At 42.6% G+C, this 17,162-nt stretch carries 14 protein-coding genes; 10 read left to right on the top strand and 4 right to left on the bottom strand.

The window, feature by feature from the left end; translation table 11 throughout:
- Nucleotides 1–84: 84 nt before the first annotated feature.
- Nucleotides 85–1,110, top strand: coding sequence for a beta-N-acetylhexosaminidase (gene nagZ / locus H5164_RS16625; RefSeq protein WP_182696925.1), 1,026 nt, complete (start codon nucleotides 85–87; stop codon nucleotides 1,108–1,110).
- A 92-nt stretch (nucleotides 1,111–1,202) separates the two neighbouring features.
- Here the strand turns inward: nagZ and H5164_RS16620 are convergent, their stop codons facing one another.
- Genes H5164_RS16620 through H5164_RS16610 form a run of 3 tightly spaced genes read right to left on the bottom strand, consistent with a single transcriptional unit; the run spans nucleotide 1,203 to nucleotide 6,375 of the window.
- Nucleotides 1,203–2,195: a peptidoglycan binding protein CsiV gene (locus H5164_RS16620; protein WP_182722266.1), complete on the bottom strand. Its 993-nt coding sequence runs from the start codon at nucleotides 2,193–2,195 to the stop codon at nucleotides 1,203–1,205.
- The gene (gene mfd / locus H5164_RS16615) at nucleotides 2,185–5,721 is read right to left on the bottom strand and encodes a transcription-repair coupling factor (RefSeq protein ID WP_124015761.1); all 3,537 of its coding nucleotides are present in this window, start codon (nucleotides 5,719–5,721) and stop codon (nucleotides 2,185–2,187) included. The genes H5164_RS16620 and mfd overlap by 11 nt, the downstream gene beginning before the upstream one ends.
- Before the next feature lie 54 nt (nucleotides 5,722–5,775).
- Complete coding sequence (locus H5164_RS16610; RefSeq protein WP_182757128.1) at nucleotides 5,776–6,375, bottom strand: hypothetical protein; 600 nt, start codon at nucleotides 6,373–6,375, stop codon at nucleotides 5,776–5,778.
- A gap of 157 nt (nucleotides 6,376–6,532) precedes the next feature.
- On the opposite strand from H5164_RS16610, the gene H5164_RS16605 reads away from it, so the two are divergent.
- Genes H5164_RS16605 through H5164_RS16585 form a run of 5 tightly spaced genes read left to right on the top strand, consistent with a single transcriptional unit; the run spans nucleotide 6,533 to nucleotide 10,597 of the window.
- Nucleotides 6,533–7,777 (top strand): lipoprotein-releasing ABC transporter permease subunit, encoded by a 1,245-nt coding sequence (locus H5164_RS16605; RefSeq protein ID WP_124015763.1) that lies wholly within the window; start codon nucleotides 6,533–6,535, stop codon nucleotides 7,775–7,777.
- On the top strand, nucleotides 7,777–8,496 hold the full coding sequence (gene lolD / locus H5164_RS16600) for a lipoprotein-releasing ABC transporter ATP-binding protein LolD (protein WP_182757127.1): 720 nt from the start codon (nucleotides 7,777–7,779) through the stop codon (nucleotides 8,494–8,496). The genes H5164_RS16605 and lolD overlap by 1 nt, the downstream gene beginning before the upstream one ends.
- On the top strand, nucleotides 8,493–9,734 hold the full coding sequence (gene lolE, locus H5164_RS16595) for a lipoprotein-releasing ABC transporter permease subunit LolE (RefSeq protein WP_124015765.1): 1,242 nt from the start codon (nucleotides 8,493–8,495) through the stop codon (nucleotides 9,732–9,734). The genes lolD and lolE overlap by 4 nt, the downstream gene beginning before the upstream one ends.
- A 24-nt stretch (nucleotides 9,735–9,758) precedes the next feature.
- A complete protein-coding gene (locus H5164_RS16590) occupies nucleotides 9,759–10,340 on the top strand; it encodes a GNAT family N-acetyltransferase (RefSeq protein ID WP_182757126.1) in 582 nt (193 codons plus the stop codon).
- A 14-nt stretch (nucleotides 10,341–10,354) separates the two neighbouring features.
- Nucleotides 10,355–10,597, top strand: coding sequence for a DUF3624 domain-containing protein (locus H5164_RS16585; RefSeq protein ID WP_124015767.1), 243 nt, complete (start codon nucleotides 10,355–10,357; stop codon nucleotides 10,595–10,597).
- A 479-nt stretch (nucleotides 10,598–11,076) separates the two neighbouring features.
- On the opposite strand, the gene H5164_RS16580 is transcribed toward H5164_RS16585, so the two are convergent.
- Nucleotides 11,077–11,586, bottom strand: coding sequence for a DUF2062 domain-containing protein (locus tag H5164_RS16580; protein ID WP_182696919.1), 510 nt, complete (start codon nucleotides 11,584–11,586; stop codon nucleotides 11,077–11,079).
- A gap of 31 nt (nucleotides 11,587–11,617) precedes the next feature.
- On the opposite strand from H5164_RS16580, the gene H5164_RS16575 reads away from it, so the two are divergent.
- From H5164_RS16575 to H5164_RS16560, 4 genes are read left to right on the top strand one after another with little or no spacing between them, the layout of a single operon-like run.
- Nucleotides 11,618–14,110 carry a DNA internalization-related competence protein ComEC/Rec2 gene (locus tag H5164_RS16575; RefSeq protein WP_310736196.1) on the top strand — a complete coding sequence of 831 codons (2,493 nt, stop codon included), beginning with the start codon at nucleotides 11,618–11,620 and terminating at the stop codon, nucleotides 14,108–14,110.
- A gap of 37 nt (nucleotides 14,111–14,147) precedes the next feature.
- Nucleotides 14,148–15,950 (top strand): lipid A export permease/ATP-binding protein MsbA, encoded by a 1,803-nt coding sequence (gene msbA / locus H5164_RS16570; protein WP_124015770.1) that lies wholly within the window; start codon nucleotides 14,148–14,150, stop codon nucleotides 15,948–15,950.
- Between the two features lie 16 nt (nucleotides 15,951–15,966).
- Complete coding sequence (gene lpxK, locus H5164_RS16565) at nucleotides 15,967–16,974, top strand: tetraacyldisaccharide 4'-kinase (protein ID WP_182722273.1); 1,008 nt, start codon at nucleotides 15,967–15,969, stop codon at nucleotides 16,972–16,974.
- The gene (locus tag H5164_RS16560; RefSeq protein WP_182696916.1) at nucleotides 16,964–17,140 is read left to right on the top strand and encodes a Trm112 family protein; all 177 of its coding nucleotides are present in this window, start codon (nucleotides 16,964–16,966) and stop codon (nucleotides 17,138–17,140) included. Before lpxK ends, H5164_RS16560 begins: the two co-directional genes overlap by 11 nt.
- The last annotated feature ends 22 nt before the right edge of the window (nucleotides 17,141–17,162 follow it).

Here is a 17,162-nt window from a genome sequence, read left to right as displayed (position 1 = left end):
TCACATTAGCCAGTCTTATACTTAATGGGTTATTTGACGTGGTTAACCTGACAAAGTCGTCAGCTTTATAGATAGGAGAAAGGTTTGAGCTATTTAATGATGGATCTTGCAGGTTTAGCTGTATCTGTGCTTGAAACCGAGCAATTACGGCACCCTCAGGTGGGTGGTATTATATTATTTAGTCGTAACTTTGAAAGTAAAAGTCAACTAATTGAACTGGTTAAGCAAGTTCGTCTAATTCGTCCTGAATTATTAATTGCCGTTGATCACGAAGGTGGTCGAGTTCAACGTTTTCGTGAAGGCTTTAGTTTAATTCCTGCTATGGGTGATATTTTACCTGCTGCTAAAGGCGATTTAACATTAGCTAAACAATGGGCGAAAGAGTGTGGTTTTTTAATGGCTATTGAGCTTTTAGCCTGTGACATCGATTTAAGTTTTGCGCCCGTATTAGACGTAAATGGTATCAGTGAGGTGATTGGTAAACGCAGTTTTAGTGCTATTGCTGATGAAGTTAGCGTGTTAGCCCAACAATTTATTATTGGCATGAATGAGGCCGGGATGGCTGCCGTAGGTAAACATTTTCCTGGTCATGGCAGTGTCGCTGCCGATTCACATATTGCAATGCCTGTTGATCCGCGCAGTAAAGAACAGCTGGAAAATGTCGACATGTTGCCGTTTACCCAACTGATTGGATCACAGCAGTTGCAAGGTGTTATGCCTGCACATGTTGTTTATTCTAATATTGATCCTAATCCTGCGGGGTTTTCACCTTATTGGTTACAGACCATTTTACGTCAACAATTAGGCTTTAATGGGGTTATTTTTTCTGACGATTTAGGCATGAAAGGCGCGAGTTTTGCCGGTGATTATCTTGGGCGGGCTAAAGCGGCATTAGATGCAGGTTGTGACATGATTTTGGTATGTAACGACCCCGTTGGTGTAAAGGCTTTATTAACCGAGTTTGATTGGCCCGCTGCAGAGCCTATGCATACCGCTCTAACGTTAAAAGGCGATGCAGAGCAAACCCTAAAGGCACTTGAGCAGCAAACTCGGTGGCAGGCAGCGCAACAATTGGCATCCGATATCACAGCGATGGCGCAGTCGTTATAAACAGTTTCGATAGTAAATGAGCTTGGTATTAAGCAAAAAAACCGGATCAATCGATCCGGTTTTTAATTAACCGCTTGTCAGATACTCTGCTATTAACCTGTATATGGCACAGCTTGATTAGTGGTGGAACGTTCTGTTAAATCAATCGGTTTCACATTAGTGGGTTGAGCCATTTTACGAATTTGCATCACAATACCCAATTGTGGGTGATCAAAATAATGGATTTCACCACTGCGAACCCGTCGATTTTGGATCAGTGGGATACTTTCTAAGTAAGGCGCCAATTGTTTTTTACCTTCAATGTCTAACGCTGAATATTCGTTAAACTCCAAAGGACTCGATTCCACCATTTTTTGAGTCGGTTTACGCAAGGCCAAATTATTTTCAATGTAAAGATAATGACTGAGGTAAATGTTGATTGAGCCGTCTAATTCCCATACCGGGTTAATCTTTGGCGCTTCATAAACATCACCTAATGCACCAAACTCTGTACCTGGTTTTGTTTCTGCTGGATTTGGTTTTTTAACACTCAAACCATGATATTCAAAACTCTTTGAAAAATCCTTACCACCAAAAATACGGATAGGCTTAGCTCGTCGACGAGATTGCATATTTTGCTGCCAAGTTAAATGCACTAGCCCTTTAACATACGGTTCGCGGCTAATGGTTCTAATTAAGTCACTAAATTGACCTTGGCTATTAGCCAGTAACAGTGGCCCTTGACTTAAGTATGCCTGTTGCGGCGAGCTAGCTCCGATATTAAATGGAACTTGGCTTGGATAGGTGACGGTAGTATTGCTGACAATTGGAGCATTACAGTTGCTAGCACCATTGGTCCAGTCGGTTGAAGTACAACCATTTAAGCCAACGGCCACTCCGGTGATGTCGGTACTGATCACTGGGGTAATAATATCTACCGTATCGGTACTCAGTTTGGGTGGTGCGGCATTTAACCACTTTTCAACAGAGGGTTGTTGGCGTTCAAATACAAACACTTCAACTTCAAACCATGATTCTGCATGGGCTGAAAAGCTGTGGGATAGCGCTGTGATAGCGGCGATAGTAATCGCAAGTTTACGAAGCACTATTTGTCTCCAAAATTTGATGTTTAGCGAACTGTTCAAGCAAGGTACTGATGAGCTCAAGACGCTCTTTGCTTGTTTCAGCAGGAATATTGAACTTTAACTTATTTGGCCCGTCCATTCGATAGATTTGTGGCTGGTTTTGCAACAAACCAATAATAAACATTGGATCGACGTGATTTTCTTGACCAAATTCAACACTGCCGCCTTTAGCGTGCATTTCTATTTTGGCAATACCCAATGCCGTTGCCTGGTGTTTGTATAGCGTGAGCGCCATTAGATTTCGCGTTGGTTGAGGTAACATACCAAAACGGTCGATAAATTCGACTTTAAGCTCATCAAGCATGCTATCTGTTTCGCAGTTAGCAATACGTTTGTAAAGTGACAAACGCATGTTAACGTCACTGACGTAGTCTTCAGGTAATAACGCTGGAATACGTAAATCAATTTCTGCTTTGGCGCTCATCATATAGGCTAAAGAAGGCTCTTTTCCTTCTTTGAGGGCCTTTACGGCAGATTCCAGCATTTCCATGTATAAACTAAAGCCAATTTTTGAAATATGGCCGCTTTGTTCATCTCCGAGCAATTCACCTGCACCACGAATTTCTAAATCTTGAGTCGCCAGTAAAAAACCGGCTCCAAGATCTTCCAAGGCTTCAATCGCTTCAAGACGTTTACGCGCATCTGGGGTCATGCGTTTAGGATGCGGGGTCATCATGTAAGCATAAGCTTGGTGATGCGAGCGCCCAACGCGACCACGGAGCTGATGCAGTTGCGCTAAACCAAACATATCTGCTCGGTCAATCATAATGGTGTTGGCACTGGGCACGTCGATGCCGGTTTCAATAATGGTGGTACACACCAGTACGTTAAAGCGTTGATGATAAAAATCAGACATCACTTTCTCAAGATCGCGCTCACGCATTTGACCGTGGGCAGTTATCACGCGCGCTTCTGGCAACAAATCGCGAATGTTTTGTGCGGTTTTCTCGATAGTCTCAACATTATTGTGCAGATAATACACTTGGCCACCACGTAAAATTTCACGCAATATGGCTTCCCGTGTAGTGGCTTTATCATATTCGCGCACAAAGGTTTTAACCGCTAAACGTTTAGCCGGAGGCGTAGCGATAATCGATAAATCTCGCATACCCGACATGGCCATGTTCAATGTCCGCGGAATAGGGGTGGCTGTGAGAGTAAGAATGTCGACGTTGGCTCTAAGTGCTTTAATTTTTTCTTTTTGACGCACGCCAAAGCGGTGTTCTTCATCGATAATCAGTAAGCCAAGATTTTCAAAATTAGCTTCTGATGACAGTAATTTATGAGTGCCGATAACAATATCGACTTTGCCTTCAGATAATTGTTCAACCACATTGCTTTGCTCTTTGGCCGTTCTAAAGCGCGACATGACTTCAATCACTATGGGCCAATCGGCGAAACGGTCGGTAAAGTTTTCATAATGTTGCTGCGCCAGCAAGGTTGTTGGCACTAATACCACCACTTGTTTACCGGCATTCACCGCCACAAATGCTGCGCGCATGGCCACTTCTGTTTTACCAAAGCCTACGTCACCACAGACTAAACGGTCCATAGCTAATGGCGCTTGCATGTCCTCAAGTACCGCAAGAATGGCGCTTTCTTGATCAACCGTTTCTTCAAAGGGGAAACCTTGGCTGAATTGAGCGTATTCTTGTTCATCTATACTCATCGCTTCGCCCGGACGAGCTTGGCGACGGGCATACACATCAAGTAATTCAGCTGCCACATCTCGAATGCGTTCAATGGCTTTTTTCTTGGCTTTTGCCCAGGTTTCGTTACCTAACTTATTAAGATGAGTACTGCCGTCGGCACTGGCATTGTAGCGGCTAATAAGGTGCAGTGATGACACGGGCACATACAGTTTGTCACCACCAGAATATTCCAGTTTTAAATATTCGGCGACTAAGCCGCCAGTATCAAGGGTTTCTAACCCCTGGTATAAGGCCACGCCATGTTCAAGATGCACTATGGGTTGACCGACTTTAAGTTCGGCTAAGTTTTTAACTAATACATCTGAACTAACTTGTTTTTGTTTTTCGCGGCGACGTTGCTGCGAGATACGTTGACCAAATAACTCGGTTTCACAAATGATGCTCACGGCACCTTTTGTTGTGTCGGTTAGTACACACCCACGCGAGAGAGGGGACACGATTAAACCAATGCGGTCTTCGGCGGCTAAGTAATCATTAAGATGATCAAACTGTTTAGGTTTGATGCCAATTTTAGCAAATAGCTCTAATAAGGCCTCACGGCGACCTTCTGATTCTGCACTAAATACCAAGGCTGGGTGCTGTTGACAATATTCTTGTAACGCAATCAGCGGTTGCTTGAGTTTATGATTGGCATTGATGTCGGGCAGTTTTTCAACGTTGGCGACCAGAGTGTGTTTAGGCAGTGCAACTTCGGCCAACGGCTCGCCAGCATTGTTAGTATCGCTAGCAATATACTGCTGTAATAACTGCGTGCGGTTATAGGACTTAAATGCCGAAAATAACTCATCATTAAGCAAGTAAAGTTCTTGTGGTGCCAGTAATGGCCGCAGAGGATCGACTCGTCGGTCTTCGTAACGGACATTCACTTCATGTAAGTGGGCTAAGCTGGCTTTTTCAATATCGCCTAAAGTGATAAGTTGACTATCTTGTGGCAAGTAATCAAATAGCGTGGCGATATCATCGAAAAACAGTGGTAAGTAGTTTTCAATGCCGGCAGGCATTAAATTACGACTAACTTGTTGATAAACCGACTCCGCCTCTTTTGAGATCACCTCAAAGCGACGACGATAACGTTGTCTAAAACCTTCAATGGCATTGCTGTCGGTGGGAAACTCTTTCGCGGGTAGCATGCGAATGGCGTCACGCGCCATGCCTGAACGCTGGGTATCAACATCAAAAAAGCGGATCGATTCCACTTCATCATCAAACAGTTCTATGCGTAACGGTTGTTTCGATCCGGTAGGGAAAATATCAATAATAGAACCACGAATAGCAAACTCACCGTGCTCATAGACTTGATCAACTAAATGGTAGCCGGTGTCGGTAAGGTGCTGTCTGGCTTGCTGTAAACTGTAAGTATCACCTTTATTAAGCACCATGACATTAGCGGTCATAAATGATTTAGGCGGTAAGCGAACCATTAAAGTGTTTACTGGCACTATCACCACATTATGCTGACTCTGGCCAATATTGGCCAAGGTTTCAAGACGCTGTGAAATCAGGTCTTGATGTGGCGAAAAACTATCGTAAGGCAAGGTTTCACGGTCGGGAAACAAACACACATTGATATTGATGTGATTTAATAAATAACTCAGCTCAACCTCAAGTGACAGCGCACTGGGCGTGTCATGGGTGACAATAATACTGGTACCAGCATGGTTATTAATTAAGTTAGCAAGGGTGATGGCTTGTGAAACCCCACCTAACGTTGCCAAAGTTTGCGTTTGTTGGCCTTTTTTTACACTCGGCGGCGTGAGTACACTAAATAGGTTCATTAAAATCTTTGTCAGTTCCGTTTGCGATCAAGTCGTATTGAATGAGGCGATGCTTCAGCTGCGCTGCCTATCGATAGTCTGTTTGCGTTTTTTGAGCATTTTTTGTTGTACATTCAAGCTTGCTTTAACTAATTGCTCAATATCATCCTCAAGTATTTGACTAAACTCAAGGTCACAGCGCCAATATGGGGTTTCTATGGCATCATCTGTTGCTAAAGGGGTACAGGTTTTTATTTGGCAAATACACAATATGGCAACTAATTCCGTGTGCAAGTAGATATGGGTTTTAACGTGGTAATTGATATCCAATGGACGTGATGAAATGATACTCACGCCACTGCCACCAAATTGATCGCCTGTAAATAACTCGCCATCTTGCACTTCTTTTTCAAGCACATGTTGTAATACTAAATCGACTTTGCGTGATTGTAGCTTTAAAAAATCGACCACAGCTTTAGCATCATTGTCTAAATTTCTCAGCTGCAGTAAACAATTGGCTTCAAGACTTTTCACTTCTGTTAGTAGTTTTAACCCAACAGATTGCATGTCTCTAAGCTCATCATCTGTGGGTAAAGCACGCTTTGGATCCCACAAAGTGAGATACACATTAAAGTGGTGAGGCACACTAAAATAAGAATTGCTGTCAGGTATCAAGGTTTGCCTCTTTATTTATCACACTAATAGCCCTATTATCGTGCCCAACTTAATGATTTAGCAAGTCATACACGCTGGCTTGTTGTTTTCATGTCATCATTTAGCCCGATTGTCTGACTAATACGCCTAAACTGGCGCACAGGATTAGTATTTTTTTATGAATTTAGGATTTTCATTTTTTATTGGCTACCGTTACTGGCGAGCCCGAAAAGCGAATGCTTTTGCCTCTTTTATTACCTTTTTTGCAGTGTCGGGTATTTTTTTAGGTGTGGCAGCATTGATCGTGGTGAGTTCAGTGATGAATGGCTTAGAAGGTCAGCTCAAAAATCGTATTTTAGGCGCGGTGCCACAGATGACCTTGATCAGTGATATGGGATTTCGTGATTGGCAACAAAGTACCCAGAGTTTACTGGCGGATAAAGATTTATTACAAAAAATTCGCGGCATTGTGCCTAGTGCAACCACTCAAGCTATGATCCAATCGAGCAGTAATATCCATGCGATTCAGATGTATGGTGTGTATCCAGAACTTGAACAATCCCTGTCGAGCATTGCCTCACATACTTATTCCGATGCCTTTTCAACCTTAAAGGCCGACAAGTATTTAATTGTCCTTGGTGCTGATCTTGCCCGTAAATTAGATGTAAAAACGGGTGACCGGGTCAGGGTATTAAGTGGTGATGGCGTGGTGTACTCTCCAATGGGCCCAGTACCTAGTCAGCGTAAATTTACCGTTGCGGGTATTTTTGAAATGGGCTCGCAAGTCGATTCGAGCGTGGCCTATGTGCATTACAAGGATGCGCGTAAGTTGATGCGTCAAGACAGTAATACTATAAATGAGCTGCGAGTATATTTGAAAGATCCTTTCTCGGCCCCGACACTAGCATCGAAAGTGGTTGCCGGATTTGCCAAGCAAAATATTGACATTCAAACCCGTGATTGGCGCCAAGATTTCGGTCATTTATTTTCGGCGGTAAAGATGGAAAAAAATATGATGTCATTGATGCTCAGTTTAATTGTGGCTGTGGCTGCATTTAATATTGTGTCAGCATTGGTGATGATGGTCGTGGATAAAACTACTGATGTTGCGGTGTTAAAAACCCAAGGGTTAACGACCACTTCGGTAATGACGATTTTTATTGTCCAGGGCTCCCTTAATGCATTGTTAGGGCTAATGCTTGGTACTATTGCTGGCATAGTGTTAACCCTCAATTTAAATGAAATATTAACCTCGCTTGGCATTTCTATTTTAGGCTTAGGTCAGACTCTGCCGGTGCAATTTTCATTAGCGCAATTGAGTCTTATCATTTTGGGCACATTATTTATGACCTTATTTGCCACCCTTTATCCTGCGTTGTCCGCCGCAAGGGTTCAACCCGCTACCGCTTTGAGATACGAATAATGAGTCAGACACAACAAGTATTACTTCAGGTTCAACACGTCAGTAAGCATTATCATGATGGTGAAGTGACCACTCAGGTATTATCTGGGGTTGATTTAACCGTTTATAAAGGTGAACAGTTGGCTATTGTCGGCAGTTCAGGATCGGGTAAAAGTACGCTTTTACACATTATGGGTACCTTAGATACACCCACATCGGGTAACGTCATGCTAGACGGCGAAGACTTATATCAATTGTCTAGTGCCCGTCAGGCGATAATACGTAATCAAGATTTGGGCTTTATTTATCAATTTCACCATTTGTTGCCAGAGTTTTCCGCATTAGAGAATGTTGCTATGCCGGCATTCATTCAAGGTAGAGATAAAAAGCAAGCTTTAGTAGATGCGCAAAACTTACTCGAGCGTGTTGGCTTAGGCCATCGTTTGCATCATATTCCGGCACAGTTGTCTGGTGGTGAACGCCAACGTGTAGCGATTGCTCGTGCATTAATCAATAAACCTAAGTTGGTATTAGCTGACGAGCCAACTGGTAATTTAGATGCCAGCAGTGGTAACAATGTTTATGCGATGATCCGCGAGTTGGCCCAGCAGTTTGGCACTGCATTTGTGGTGGTGACTCATGATCACAGCTTGGCCGCTAAAATGGATCGTCAACTCACTATGAAAGATGGTGTGCTTCAAGTTACTGCCAATCCAACCGCTGTAGGGTTAGCAGAATGAGTAAGTGGCTGCCGTTAACCATTGGCTGGCGTTTTTTTCGCGCGCGACAGTCTAATGGCTTTATTGGGTTTATTTCTTTTGCGTCGACCGCTGGTATTGCTTTAGGCGTTGGCGTATTGATTGTCGTATTATCGGCCATGAATGGTTTTGAAAAAGAGTTGCAAGAGCGTTTATTAGGCGTGGTGTCACACGGTGAACTTGTTGGCGTTAATCAACCCATTACCGATTGGCATGTTATCGCGAAGAGTGCCTCAAACATGCCGCAAATTACTGGCGTAGCTCCATTTATTCGTTTACAAGGTTTAGTGCAAAAGCCTGGCGGTTTTCAAGGGCTAACGGTAAATGGAATTGATATTAAGCATGAGTCAGATGTGTCAAGTATTGCTGATTATATGCCTAATGATGCGTGGCAATCATTGGCGGGTGATGACAACCATATTGTGCTTGGTCGCAGTTTATTGACAAAATTAGGCTTAAAAGTTGGTGATACTTTAGCTATGTATACCCCTGACACGAATAGTAGTCAGTTAACGTCAGCTAAGAGTCATCGCTTTGTGGTATCCGGTGTATACGATTTGGGCGGCGAAATCGAGTCAACCCAAGCGTATGTGTCGCTTAATTACTTAGCCGATTTACTTGAGTTAGGAACCGGCGTTTCTGGTGTGCGAATTCAAGTCAATAATGTCTTTAATGCGGCGAGTATTACCCGTGATTTAGGCTTTGCTCAAGAGCAATATTTATATATTAATGATTGGACTCGCAGTCAAGGGCATTTGTACCAAGATATTCAATTAGTCCGCTTAGTCATGTATCTGGTACTCGCTTTAGTGATTGCAGTGGCCTGCTTTAATATCGTGTCGACACTTGTAATGGCGGTGCGCGATAAAGCGTCTGAAATTGCAATTTTAATGACTATGGGGCTCTCTCGTGGTGCGATTATGACCATATTCATTCTGCAAGGTGCGCTTAATGGTGTTATGGGCTGTGTTATTGGGGGCGTGTTAGGCGTCAGCTTAGCGTATAACTTAAGTGCCATTGCGAGCAGCATTGAACACCTTTTAGGGGTGCAGTTATTGGCTTCTGATATTTATTTTATTGATTTCCTACCATCAGAATTACATTATCAAGATGTGGCAGTGGTGCTATTAATGGGCCTATTTATGAGCCTTATCGCAACCATTTATCCTGCATGGAAAGCGACTAAAATTTCTCCGGCTACCGCATTGGCGGGCAGATAAGCCCTATAAACCAACGAGGTTGATATGGACAGTAATGCTAATGTGCGTCCACTAAAGTGTCCAACGTTAACCTCGGGTAGCTTAATCATCCGGCCATTGACCTTAGATGATTTAATTGCATTTACCGCTTATAGAGCAGATCCTAATGTTGCTCGATATCAGAGTTGGACGGATTATCACTATCAAGACGCACTAAGCTTATTGAATTTAACCAACTACCAAGATTTTGCTAAAGCAGGGCAGTGGTATCAATTAGCCATTAGTGATCAGCATGAGCTGTTAATGGGCGATCTGGCGGTACATTTTATTGATGACACCCAAGTTGAAGTGGGTTTTACTGTCGCTCCAGCATTTCAAGGACAGGGAATTGCAGCACAAGCGTTAACTTGTTTATTGCAATATTTGTTTGTGGAATTATCTCGTCATCGAGTTATTGCTCAAACTGATTGCCTCAATCTAGCCAGTGTAGCGCTTTTAGAAAAGTTGCAGTTTCGTCGTGAAGGTCATTTTATTAACAATGTGTTTTTTAAAGGCGCATGGGGTGATGAGTATCTGTATGCCATGTTGGCGAGTGAGTTTGATACTCAATATTCTGAGCATAAATGATAAAGAAAGCTGTTATGTCTTGTAATCAATGTACTGATTCCGTTTTTAAACAAAAAATTGGTCGCTGTAAACGCTGCATGTGGCAATTGACGTTACTGAGCGCAATTACATGGCCACTTTGGTGGTATTGCTATGCAGATACCCCTAAGAGCGTAGAATCTATCGCGCTACTTTTCTTTGCAGTTAGTTTTAGCGGGTTACTTACGCTGCACTTGGTTGTATGGACCTACCGCAACCTAACTAGCCGCCGTCGGTAATCTAAATGTTGCTAAATCAGTCCTTTGAACGACTGATTTGATTGTGTTTATTTGTAATAGATAAACTATCGACGCTGCGAGTCACAAGAACGTACGCATTGTTGAGTAAAACAAATTTCCCCTCATAAATCACAGCGTTGCTTAACTAAGCAACAATCACGACAACATCAGTATCAGTATCTGTTTTTGTTTATCGAACGAGTCTGTATTCGTATTTCGCTTCAGTACCCCGTAGCACTGATCCACCACCAAATCTTCGCTCAGTTGGCCATGCTCAGGATCAAACTCCCTAATGGTGTATGAGTGCTTAATTGCAGCATTAGGATTTGTTAATGTTATATTTACGAAAGTGGATTAACAGACCAAAAAATTGCACGTTTAGCATAATGGATGGCACAAAACTTAAATCAACAGCTTTAGTTGTAAAAAAGACCGCTATTGCGGCCTTAGTGATTTCAGTTACTCAATATATTTAAAGCTTACTGGCCTTTACGCTTTTGCCATTTAAATAAAATTGAATAGCGCCACATACTTTTAATGACAATATAACCGATTAACGCTGACACAATGCCTAATACTAAGCAACCCACTAAAAAGGGAGGACCTATGGTTGACAACGAGGCCTCAATCCATGCCCAAGTGGCTTCAAATTGAAATGCCTGCGCTCTATGTCCGATGATTTTAGCACCTAACAAATACGCACCATAAAACATGATAGGCATAGTCAGTGGATTAGTTATCCATACCAGTGCGACAGCAACGGGGAGGTTGACGTTAAATAAAATCGCAAACCCTGCAGCAACCACCATTTGAAATGGCATGGGGATCCAAGCCACAAATAGTCCGACCGCAAAGGCACCAGGAGCTGATTTGCGATTTAATGCCCACAAATTAGGTTTGTGTAATAGTTTGCCAAACACCCGTAAATACTTATGATCACGGAGTGTTTCTGGTTTGGGCATAAATCTTTGTATTAATTTTTTTGGCATATTTGTCGATTAATGTCTTAACTAATTCATTATGAATCGATTTATCTATGGCTTTTGCGCCTGTTCTTTATCAGCGATGTTATGGCCTTCGCTGGCACCTTTATGGTGTTTACCTATTCTATTTTTGGCTATGCTACTTTGCCTTCGCAAAGGGCCACTTATGGCTGGCTGTTTATTCGCCGTCATTTGGCTGAGCCTGTTGTTTCACTGTCTATATATGCATCAATATGCTGAAAAGTCGCAACAAATTGAGTTTAAGGCGCAGATAGTATCACTAGTTAGCCAAAACAGCGACTGGATTAGTTTTGATGTGCGCGTTATTTCTGAAGCTGATCAAGACGCCTTTTTTGATTCTTGGTCGCTCAACAATGTGCAGCGATATTACCGATTAACATGGCAAAAGCCAGATAAAATTGTTGTCGGTCAAATATGGCAATTTAGTGCAAAGTTGAAAGGGATCTCGAGCATACAAAATCAAGGAGGCTTTAATCAACAAAAGTACTTCATTACTCGGCATATTATTGCCAAAGGCCGCGTTAAACAAGCTGAGTTAATTCGTTATGGTGGGTCTTTACGCCAAGATGTTACGCAGAAACTAGCTCCTATATTGGCACAACTTGCTCAGGGCGATATTTTACAAGCGTTAATTTTGGGTGATAAAAGTGCTTTAACCACAGCGCGATGGCAGCAATTGCGTCAAACAGGGGCAGGGCATTTAGTCGCTATTTCTGGGTTACATTTATCGGTCGTTTTTGGCTTGTTTTATAGCATTATTCTCGGCATAAGCCGTTATGCATTTTCTTGGCAGCATTTAGGTAAAATGCAATTCGCCATGATATTAGCGGGCATATTTACCTTTGGGTATGGCTATTTATCGGGTTTTGCAATTGCTACGCAGCGTGCTTTATTGATGTTATTTCTGTTGCTCATTTTTAGTTTTATTAAGCAGTTTAGCCACCATTGGGATCGATTGGTGTATGCCTTGTTTTTTGTGTTACTGGTGGATCCTTTTGCATCGCTTGGTGCCGGATTATGGTTATCGTTTGGTGCATTGGCCATTATTTTGTTGTCGGTGCAAGCCAATACAGTTGAGCAGCAGGCAGAGATAGGCACTGATTATGTAGCTAAAAGTATTTCTGCATCTTCCTCTAATATGGCTGAGCGATGTGTACAAAAAATCCTAAAACTTAAAGGTAAGCTGCTTCATGGACTCAGTGTGTTGTGGTCAATTCAATGGCGATTAGCGCTGCTATTGGGAGTACTGCAAGGCATTTTATTTGGCAGCATTTCACCTCATAGCATATGGCTCAATATGCTGCTCGTGCCTTGGTTTAGTCTGGTTGTGATCCCATTAACGATACTCAGTTTTTGCATTTGGTTAGTGGTATTGTGCATTTTTTTGTTATTGGGTATCGATAGCGACTCGCAACAACACTTAGGTACGATGATCTTTCAATGGGCGAATATGAGCCTTGAGCCATTTGCCTGGTTGTTACAGCTGAGCGATCATTTGCCAGTAAATCAGTTGCTATTAACTGAACAACAACTGGCTGGATTGGTATTTTCTATTTTTGCGATGATGTTGTTGAGCATTCGTCGTCATGTGGCTAAAAAGCAAAAGAGAATTTACCTTTTTTTCGTTACCATATTGCTGCTGCCAATCGTCATCAATAAGTTAGTGACTCAAGAGATATTGCCTGCGCCATCATCTTCATTAGGCTCAACACCATGGCAGCTTCATGTTATTGATGTGGCTCAAGGCATGGCAGTCGTTTTACAGCAAGGTCGACACGGGATTATTTACGATACTGGTGCCGCTTATGGGGATTTTAGCTATGCACAACGGGCAATAGTGCCTTTTCTTGCCAGCCAAGGTATCCGTTTTATTGATTATATTATTATAAGTCATGATGATAATGACCATGCTGGTGGCGTGCATGTGTTGCGTGAACAATTTCCACTGGCGAGGTTAATTGCTGACTTTGCCATAACCTCCAAAGCTTTATCGCTGTCACCAGCCGTCGCACAAGCTTGTAAAGGGCAAATACTCTGGCGCGGTATACAAGTAAACTTCATTGGTAATCCGTTAACGGCATCGAATGATAATAACAACTCATGTGTAGTTAAATTGTCTGATGGCCTGTCTTCAGTATTGTTAACTGGAGACATTGAAGCCGACAGAGAACAGACATTAATTACTGCACAGGCAGATATTCGAGCCGATATTTTATTGGTGCCGCATCATGGTAGCCGAACATCCTCTACCCCAGCATTTATCGATAGCGTCAATCCGCAATTAGCCATTTTTACCGCTGGTTTTTCTAATCAGTATGGTTTTCCTAAACCTGAGGTTGTTGCGAGGTATCAACAGCAGGGCTGCAAAATATTACAAACGGGTCATGCCGGCCAAATTAGTATCACTTTTGATCAAGGCGAATATAAAATCGCCACTTACCGCCAACAAATGGCGCCATTTTGGTATAACCGTTTGTTTAGATTTGGTGAGTCACTTAAAGCAGAGTAGAATATCATTTATGTTTGTTAGTTAAGTATTGGATTCAATGTCAGCATCACCTAAAAATGAAATGTGGATCGTTTTCAAACGTTTGATGACCTATGTCGTGCCAATGAAAGCCATGTTTATTATGGCTGTACTCGGCCTTATTACTTATGGCGCTGTCGATGCAGCGTTTATCGCATTTATTAAACCTTTTATTGATGAAGGTTTTAGTCAAACGCCAGCTATAGTGGCAGGAGTCGACTTACCTACTCATGGTGGGTTTAATGCCAATAAAGACATTATGTTAATGGCGCCGATTGCGGTTATTTTAATGTTCAGCTTACGTGGTTTGGCTAACTTTGTGTCGACCTATTGTGTGTCGTTTATGAGTGCACAGCTCATTATGGATATGCGCCAACAAGTGTTTGAGCATTATCTGCGTTTGCCTGTAAGTTATATCGACCGCGAAAATAGCGGTAATTTGATTTCGCGCGTCACCTTTGATACTGAACAAATTGCCCGGGCATCTGGCAGTGCGTTAATTTCAATTGTTCGCGATAGCATGACCGCCATCGGCATGTTAGGCATTATGTTCTACTATTCGTGGAAATTATCCTTATGCATACTAGTGATAGGCCCAATTATGGGCGTTGTTATCAGTATTGTGAGTAAGCGCTTTCGTAAGGTGTCTAAGCAGATCCAGTCTGCTATGGGCGGCGTAACGGCAACGACTGAACAGATGATTAAGGGCCATAAAAACGTATTAGTCTTTGGTGGTCAAAAAACAGAGGTTGATCGTTTCTATCAAGTTAACGACCAGAACCGTTACCAGAATATGAAGCTAGCGGTAGCTCAATCTGTTAGTCAGCCATTGATCATGGTTATTGGATCTTTCGCACTGGCGTTTGTGTTGTATGCCGCCACTTGGGATAGCATGAAAACCGATCTGACCGCAGGTACGTTTGCGGCTATTTTAGGTGCCATGTTAGCCATGCTACAACCGATTAAGAACTTAACCCGAGTTAATGCGGAGTTTCAACGCGGCATTGCAGCTTGTACTACTGTATTTGAATTATTAGATACTCCGCCTGAGCCTGATAATGGCCCGTTCACTATTGATCGCGTTCAAGGCAAACTGACATTTGAAAATGTGACCTTTTCTTATCCTGGGCAAGATAAACCCGCTTTGAACGGCATTGATTTTGAAGTTAAACCCGGTAAAACCATCGCTTTAGTAGGGCGATCTGGCTCAGGTAAGTCCACTATCGCGAGTTTGATTACGCGTTTTTATGGTGGATTATCAAGCGGTGATATTCGCCTTGATGACACCAGCATTTACGATTACCAATTAAAATCATTGCGTAATCAAGTGGCGTTAGTGTCGCAGCAAGTGACCTTATTTAACGACACCATAGCGAATAATATTGCCTATGCTTACCCAGGCGAAGTTACCCGCGAGCAAATCGTTCGCGCCGCTGAGCTTGCTTATGCGATGGAGTTTATCGAAACATTGCCAAAAGGGCTCGATACCCAAGTGGGCGAAAATGGCGTGTTGCTTTCAGGTGGTCAACGTCAACGTATTGCGATTGCTCGCGCTATGTTACGTGATGCCCCAGTATTGATTTTAGATGAAGCCACATCAGCTTTAGATACTGAGTCTGAAAAAGCGATTCAAAAAGGCCTAGATAATCTGCGTCATAACCGTACCTCAATTGTTATCGCCCATCGTTTATCGACAATTGAAAGTGCTGATGAAATCTTGGTTATCGATCAAGGTCGAGTTGTTGAGCGCGGTAATCACAGTGAGTTAATTGCTCAAGCCGGTATTTACGCCAATCTTTATCAGATGCAGTTCAGTCAATAATGATTAGGTGTTTGTAATGCAACAGCTTATTCATCGGATTTGGTATCAAGGTCATCAAGCCAAATGGTTATTACTGCCATTGTCCGGTTTATTTTGGCTCATATCTACTATTCGCCGTGGACTGTTTCGTTTTGGGCTTAAACAGGCACAAGTGTTACCCGTGCCTGTGATAGTGGTCGGTAATATTACCGCTGGTGGCAGTGGAAAAACCCCCACAGTGATTTATTTAATTGAGTTATTACGCCAACATGGTTATAAACCTGGGGTGATAAGCCGAGGTTATGGGGTGAATATTGATGGCGTAATGGCTGTTAATCATCATGCCAAAGCCTGTGAGGTTGGTGATGAACCGGCCATGATAGTGGCTCGTACTCAAGTGCCTATGGTTGTTGGCGCCAGTAGAGTTAGTGCCGCTCAGGCTTTACTTAGTGAGTTTGATGTTGATGTCATCATTAGTGACGATGGTTTACAGCATTATGCTTTGGGGCGTGATATTGAAATAGCCTTGGTCGATGGTGAACGCCGTTATGGTAATCATTGTCTATTACCCGCAGGTCCGTTACGAGAAGGTTTGTGGCGTGTAAATTCGGTTGATTTTATCATTAACAATGGCGGTCCGGCTTATGACGGTGAAGTGTTGATGACTCTGGAGCCAGCGCCGCTTTGCCAGATCAACAGTCTTCTGCACCATGAATTTAGCCAGCAGGACAGTGTGGTGGCTATGGCTGGCATAGGTAATCCACAACGTTTTTTTAGTAGTATTAGCCAGTTAGGCTATAAAGTAGTACAAACCGTTGAGTTTGCAGATCATCAGGCTTTTGACGCAAAGCAATTAAACGCGTTATCTGTGCAACATTCATTATTAATGACTGAAAAAGATGCGGTTAAATGTCGCGATTTTGCACAATCAAACTGGTGGTATTTACCTGTAAATGCGAAGCTTAACTCAGAATTTGATCACGCATTGTTGAGCCGACTACAGCAAGTGGCTCAAACTAAAAAAGGATTGTCTCATGGCATTTGATAAAAAATTACTCGAAATTGTGGCTTGCCCAGTATGCAAAGGCAAGCTTGAATACGACAAAGAGTCACAACAGCTTATCTGCAAGTTTGATAAGTTAGCTTACCCTATTACCGAAGGTATTCCGGTTTTGCTGGAAAATCGTGCTACAACCTTAGTTTCTGAATAACCCTAGTTACTGAATACCCTTA

This window comes from Shewanella sp. SG41-3 (assembly GCF_014164545.1).
In the GTDB taxonomy this organism is placed as follows: Bacteria; Pseudomonadota; Gammaproteobacteria; order Enterobacterales; family Shewanellaceae; genus Shewanella; species Shewanella vesiculosa.
The sequence above is the reverse complement of the archived record's forward strand: the minus strand, read 5'-3'. Positions and strand labels throughout refer to the sequence as shown.

What these genes read in the sequence shown, in the direction of transcription:
- mfd (WP_124015761.1), bottom strand. Translation starts at nt 5,721, where the DNA reads ATGAACCTATTTAGTGTACTCACGCCGCCGAGTGTAAAAAAAGGCCAA.
- H5164_RS16605 (WP_124015763.1), top strand. Translation starts at nt 6,533, where the DNA reads ATGAATTTAGGATTTTCATTTTTTATTGGCTACCGTTACTGGCGAGCC.
- lolD (WP_182757127.1), top strand. Translation starts at nt 7,777, where the DNA reads ATGAGTCAGACACAACAAGTATTACTTCAGGTTCAACACGTCAGTAAG.
- lolE (WP_124015765.1), top strand. Translation starts at nt 8,493, where the DNA reads ATGAGTAAGTGGCTGCCGTTAACCATTGGCTGGCGTTTTTTTCGCGCG.
- H5164_RS16590 (WP_182757126.1), top strand. Translation starts at nt 9,759, where the DNA reads ATGGACAGTAATGCTAATGTGCGTCCACTAAAGTGTCCAACGTTAACC.
- H5164_RS16585 (WP_124015767.1), top strand. Translation starts at nt 10,355, where the DNA reads ATGTCTTGTAATCAATGTACTGATTCCGTTTTTAAACAAAAAATTGGT.
- H5164_RS16580 (WP_182696919.1), bottom strand. Translation starts at nt 11,586, where the DNA reads ATGCCAAAAAAATTAATACAAAGATTTATGCCCAAACCAGAAACACTC.
- H5164_RS16575 (WP_310736196.1), top strand. Translation starts at nt 11,618, where the DNA reads ATGAATCGATTTATCTATGGCTTTTGCGCCTGTTCTTTATCAGCGATG.
- msbA (WP_124015770.1), top strand. Translation starts at nt 14,148, where the DNA reads ATGTCAGCATCACCTAAAAATGAAATGTGGATCGTTTTCAAACGTTTG.
- lpxK (WP_182722273.1), top strand. Translation starts at nt 15,967, where the DNA reads ATGCAACAGCTTATTCATCGGATTTGGTATCAAGGTCATCAAGCCAAA.
- H5164_RS16560 (WP_182696916.1), top strand. Translation starts at nt 16,964, where the DNA reads ATGGCATTTGATAAAAAATTACTCGAAATTGTGGCTTGCCCAGTATGC.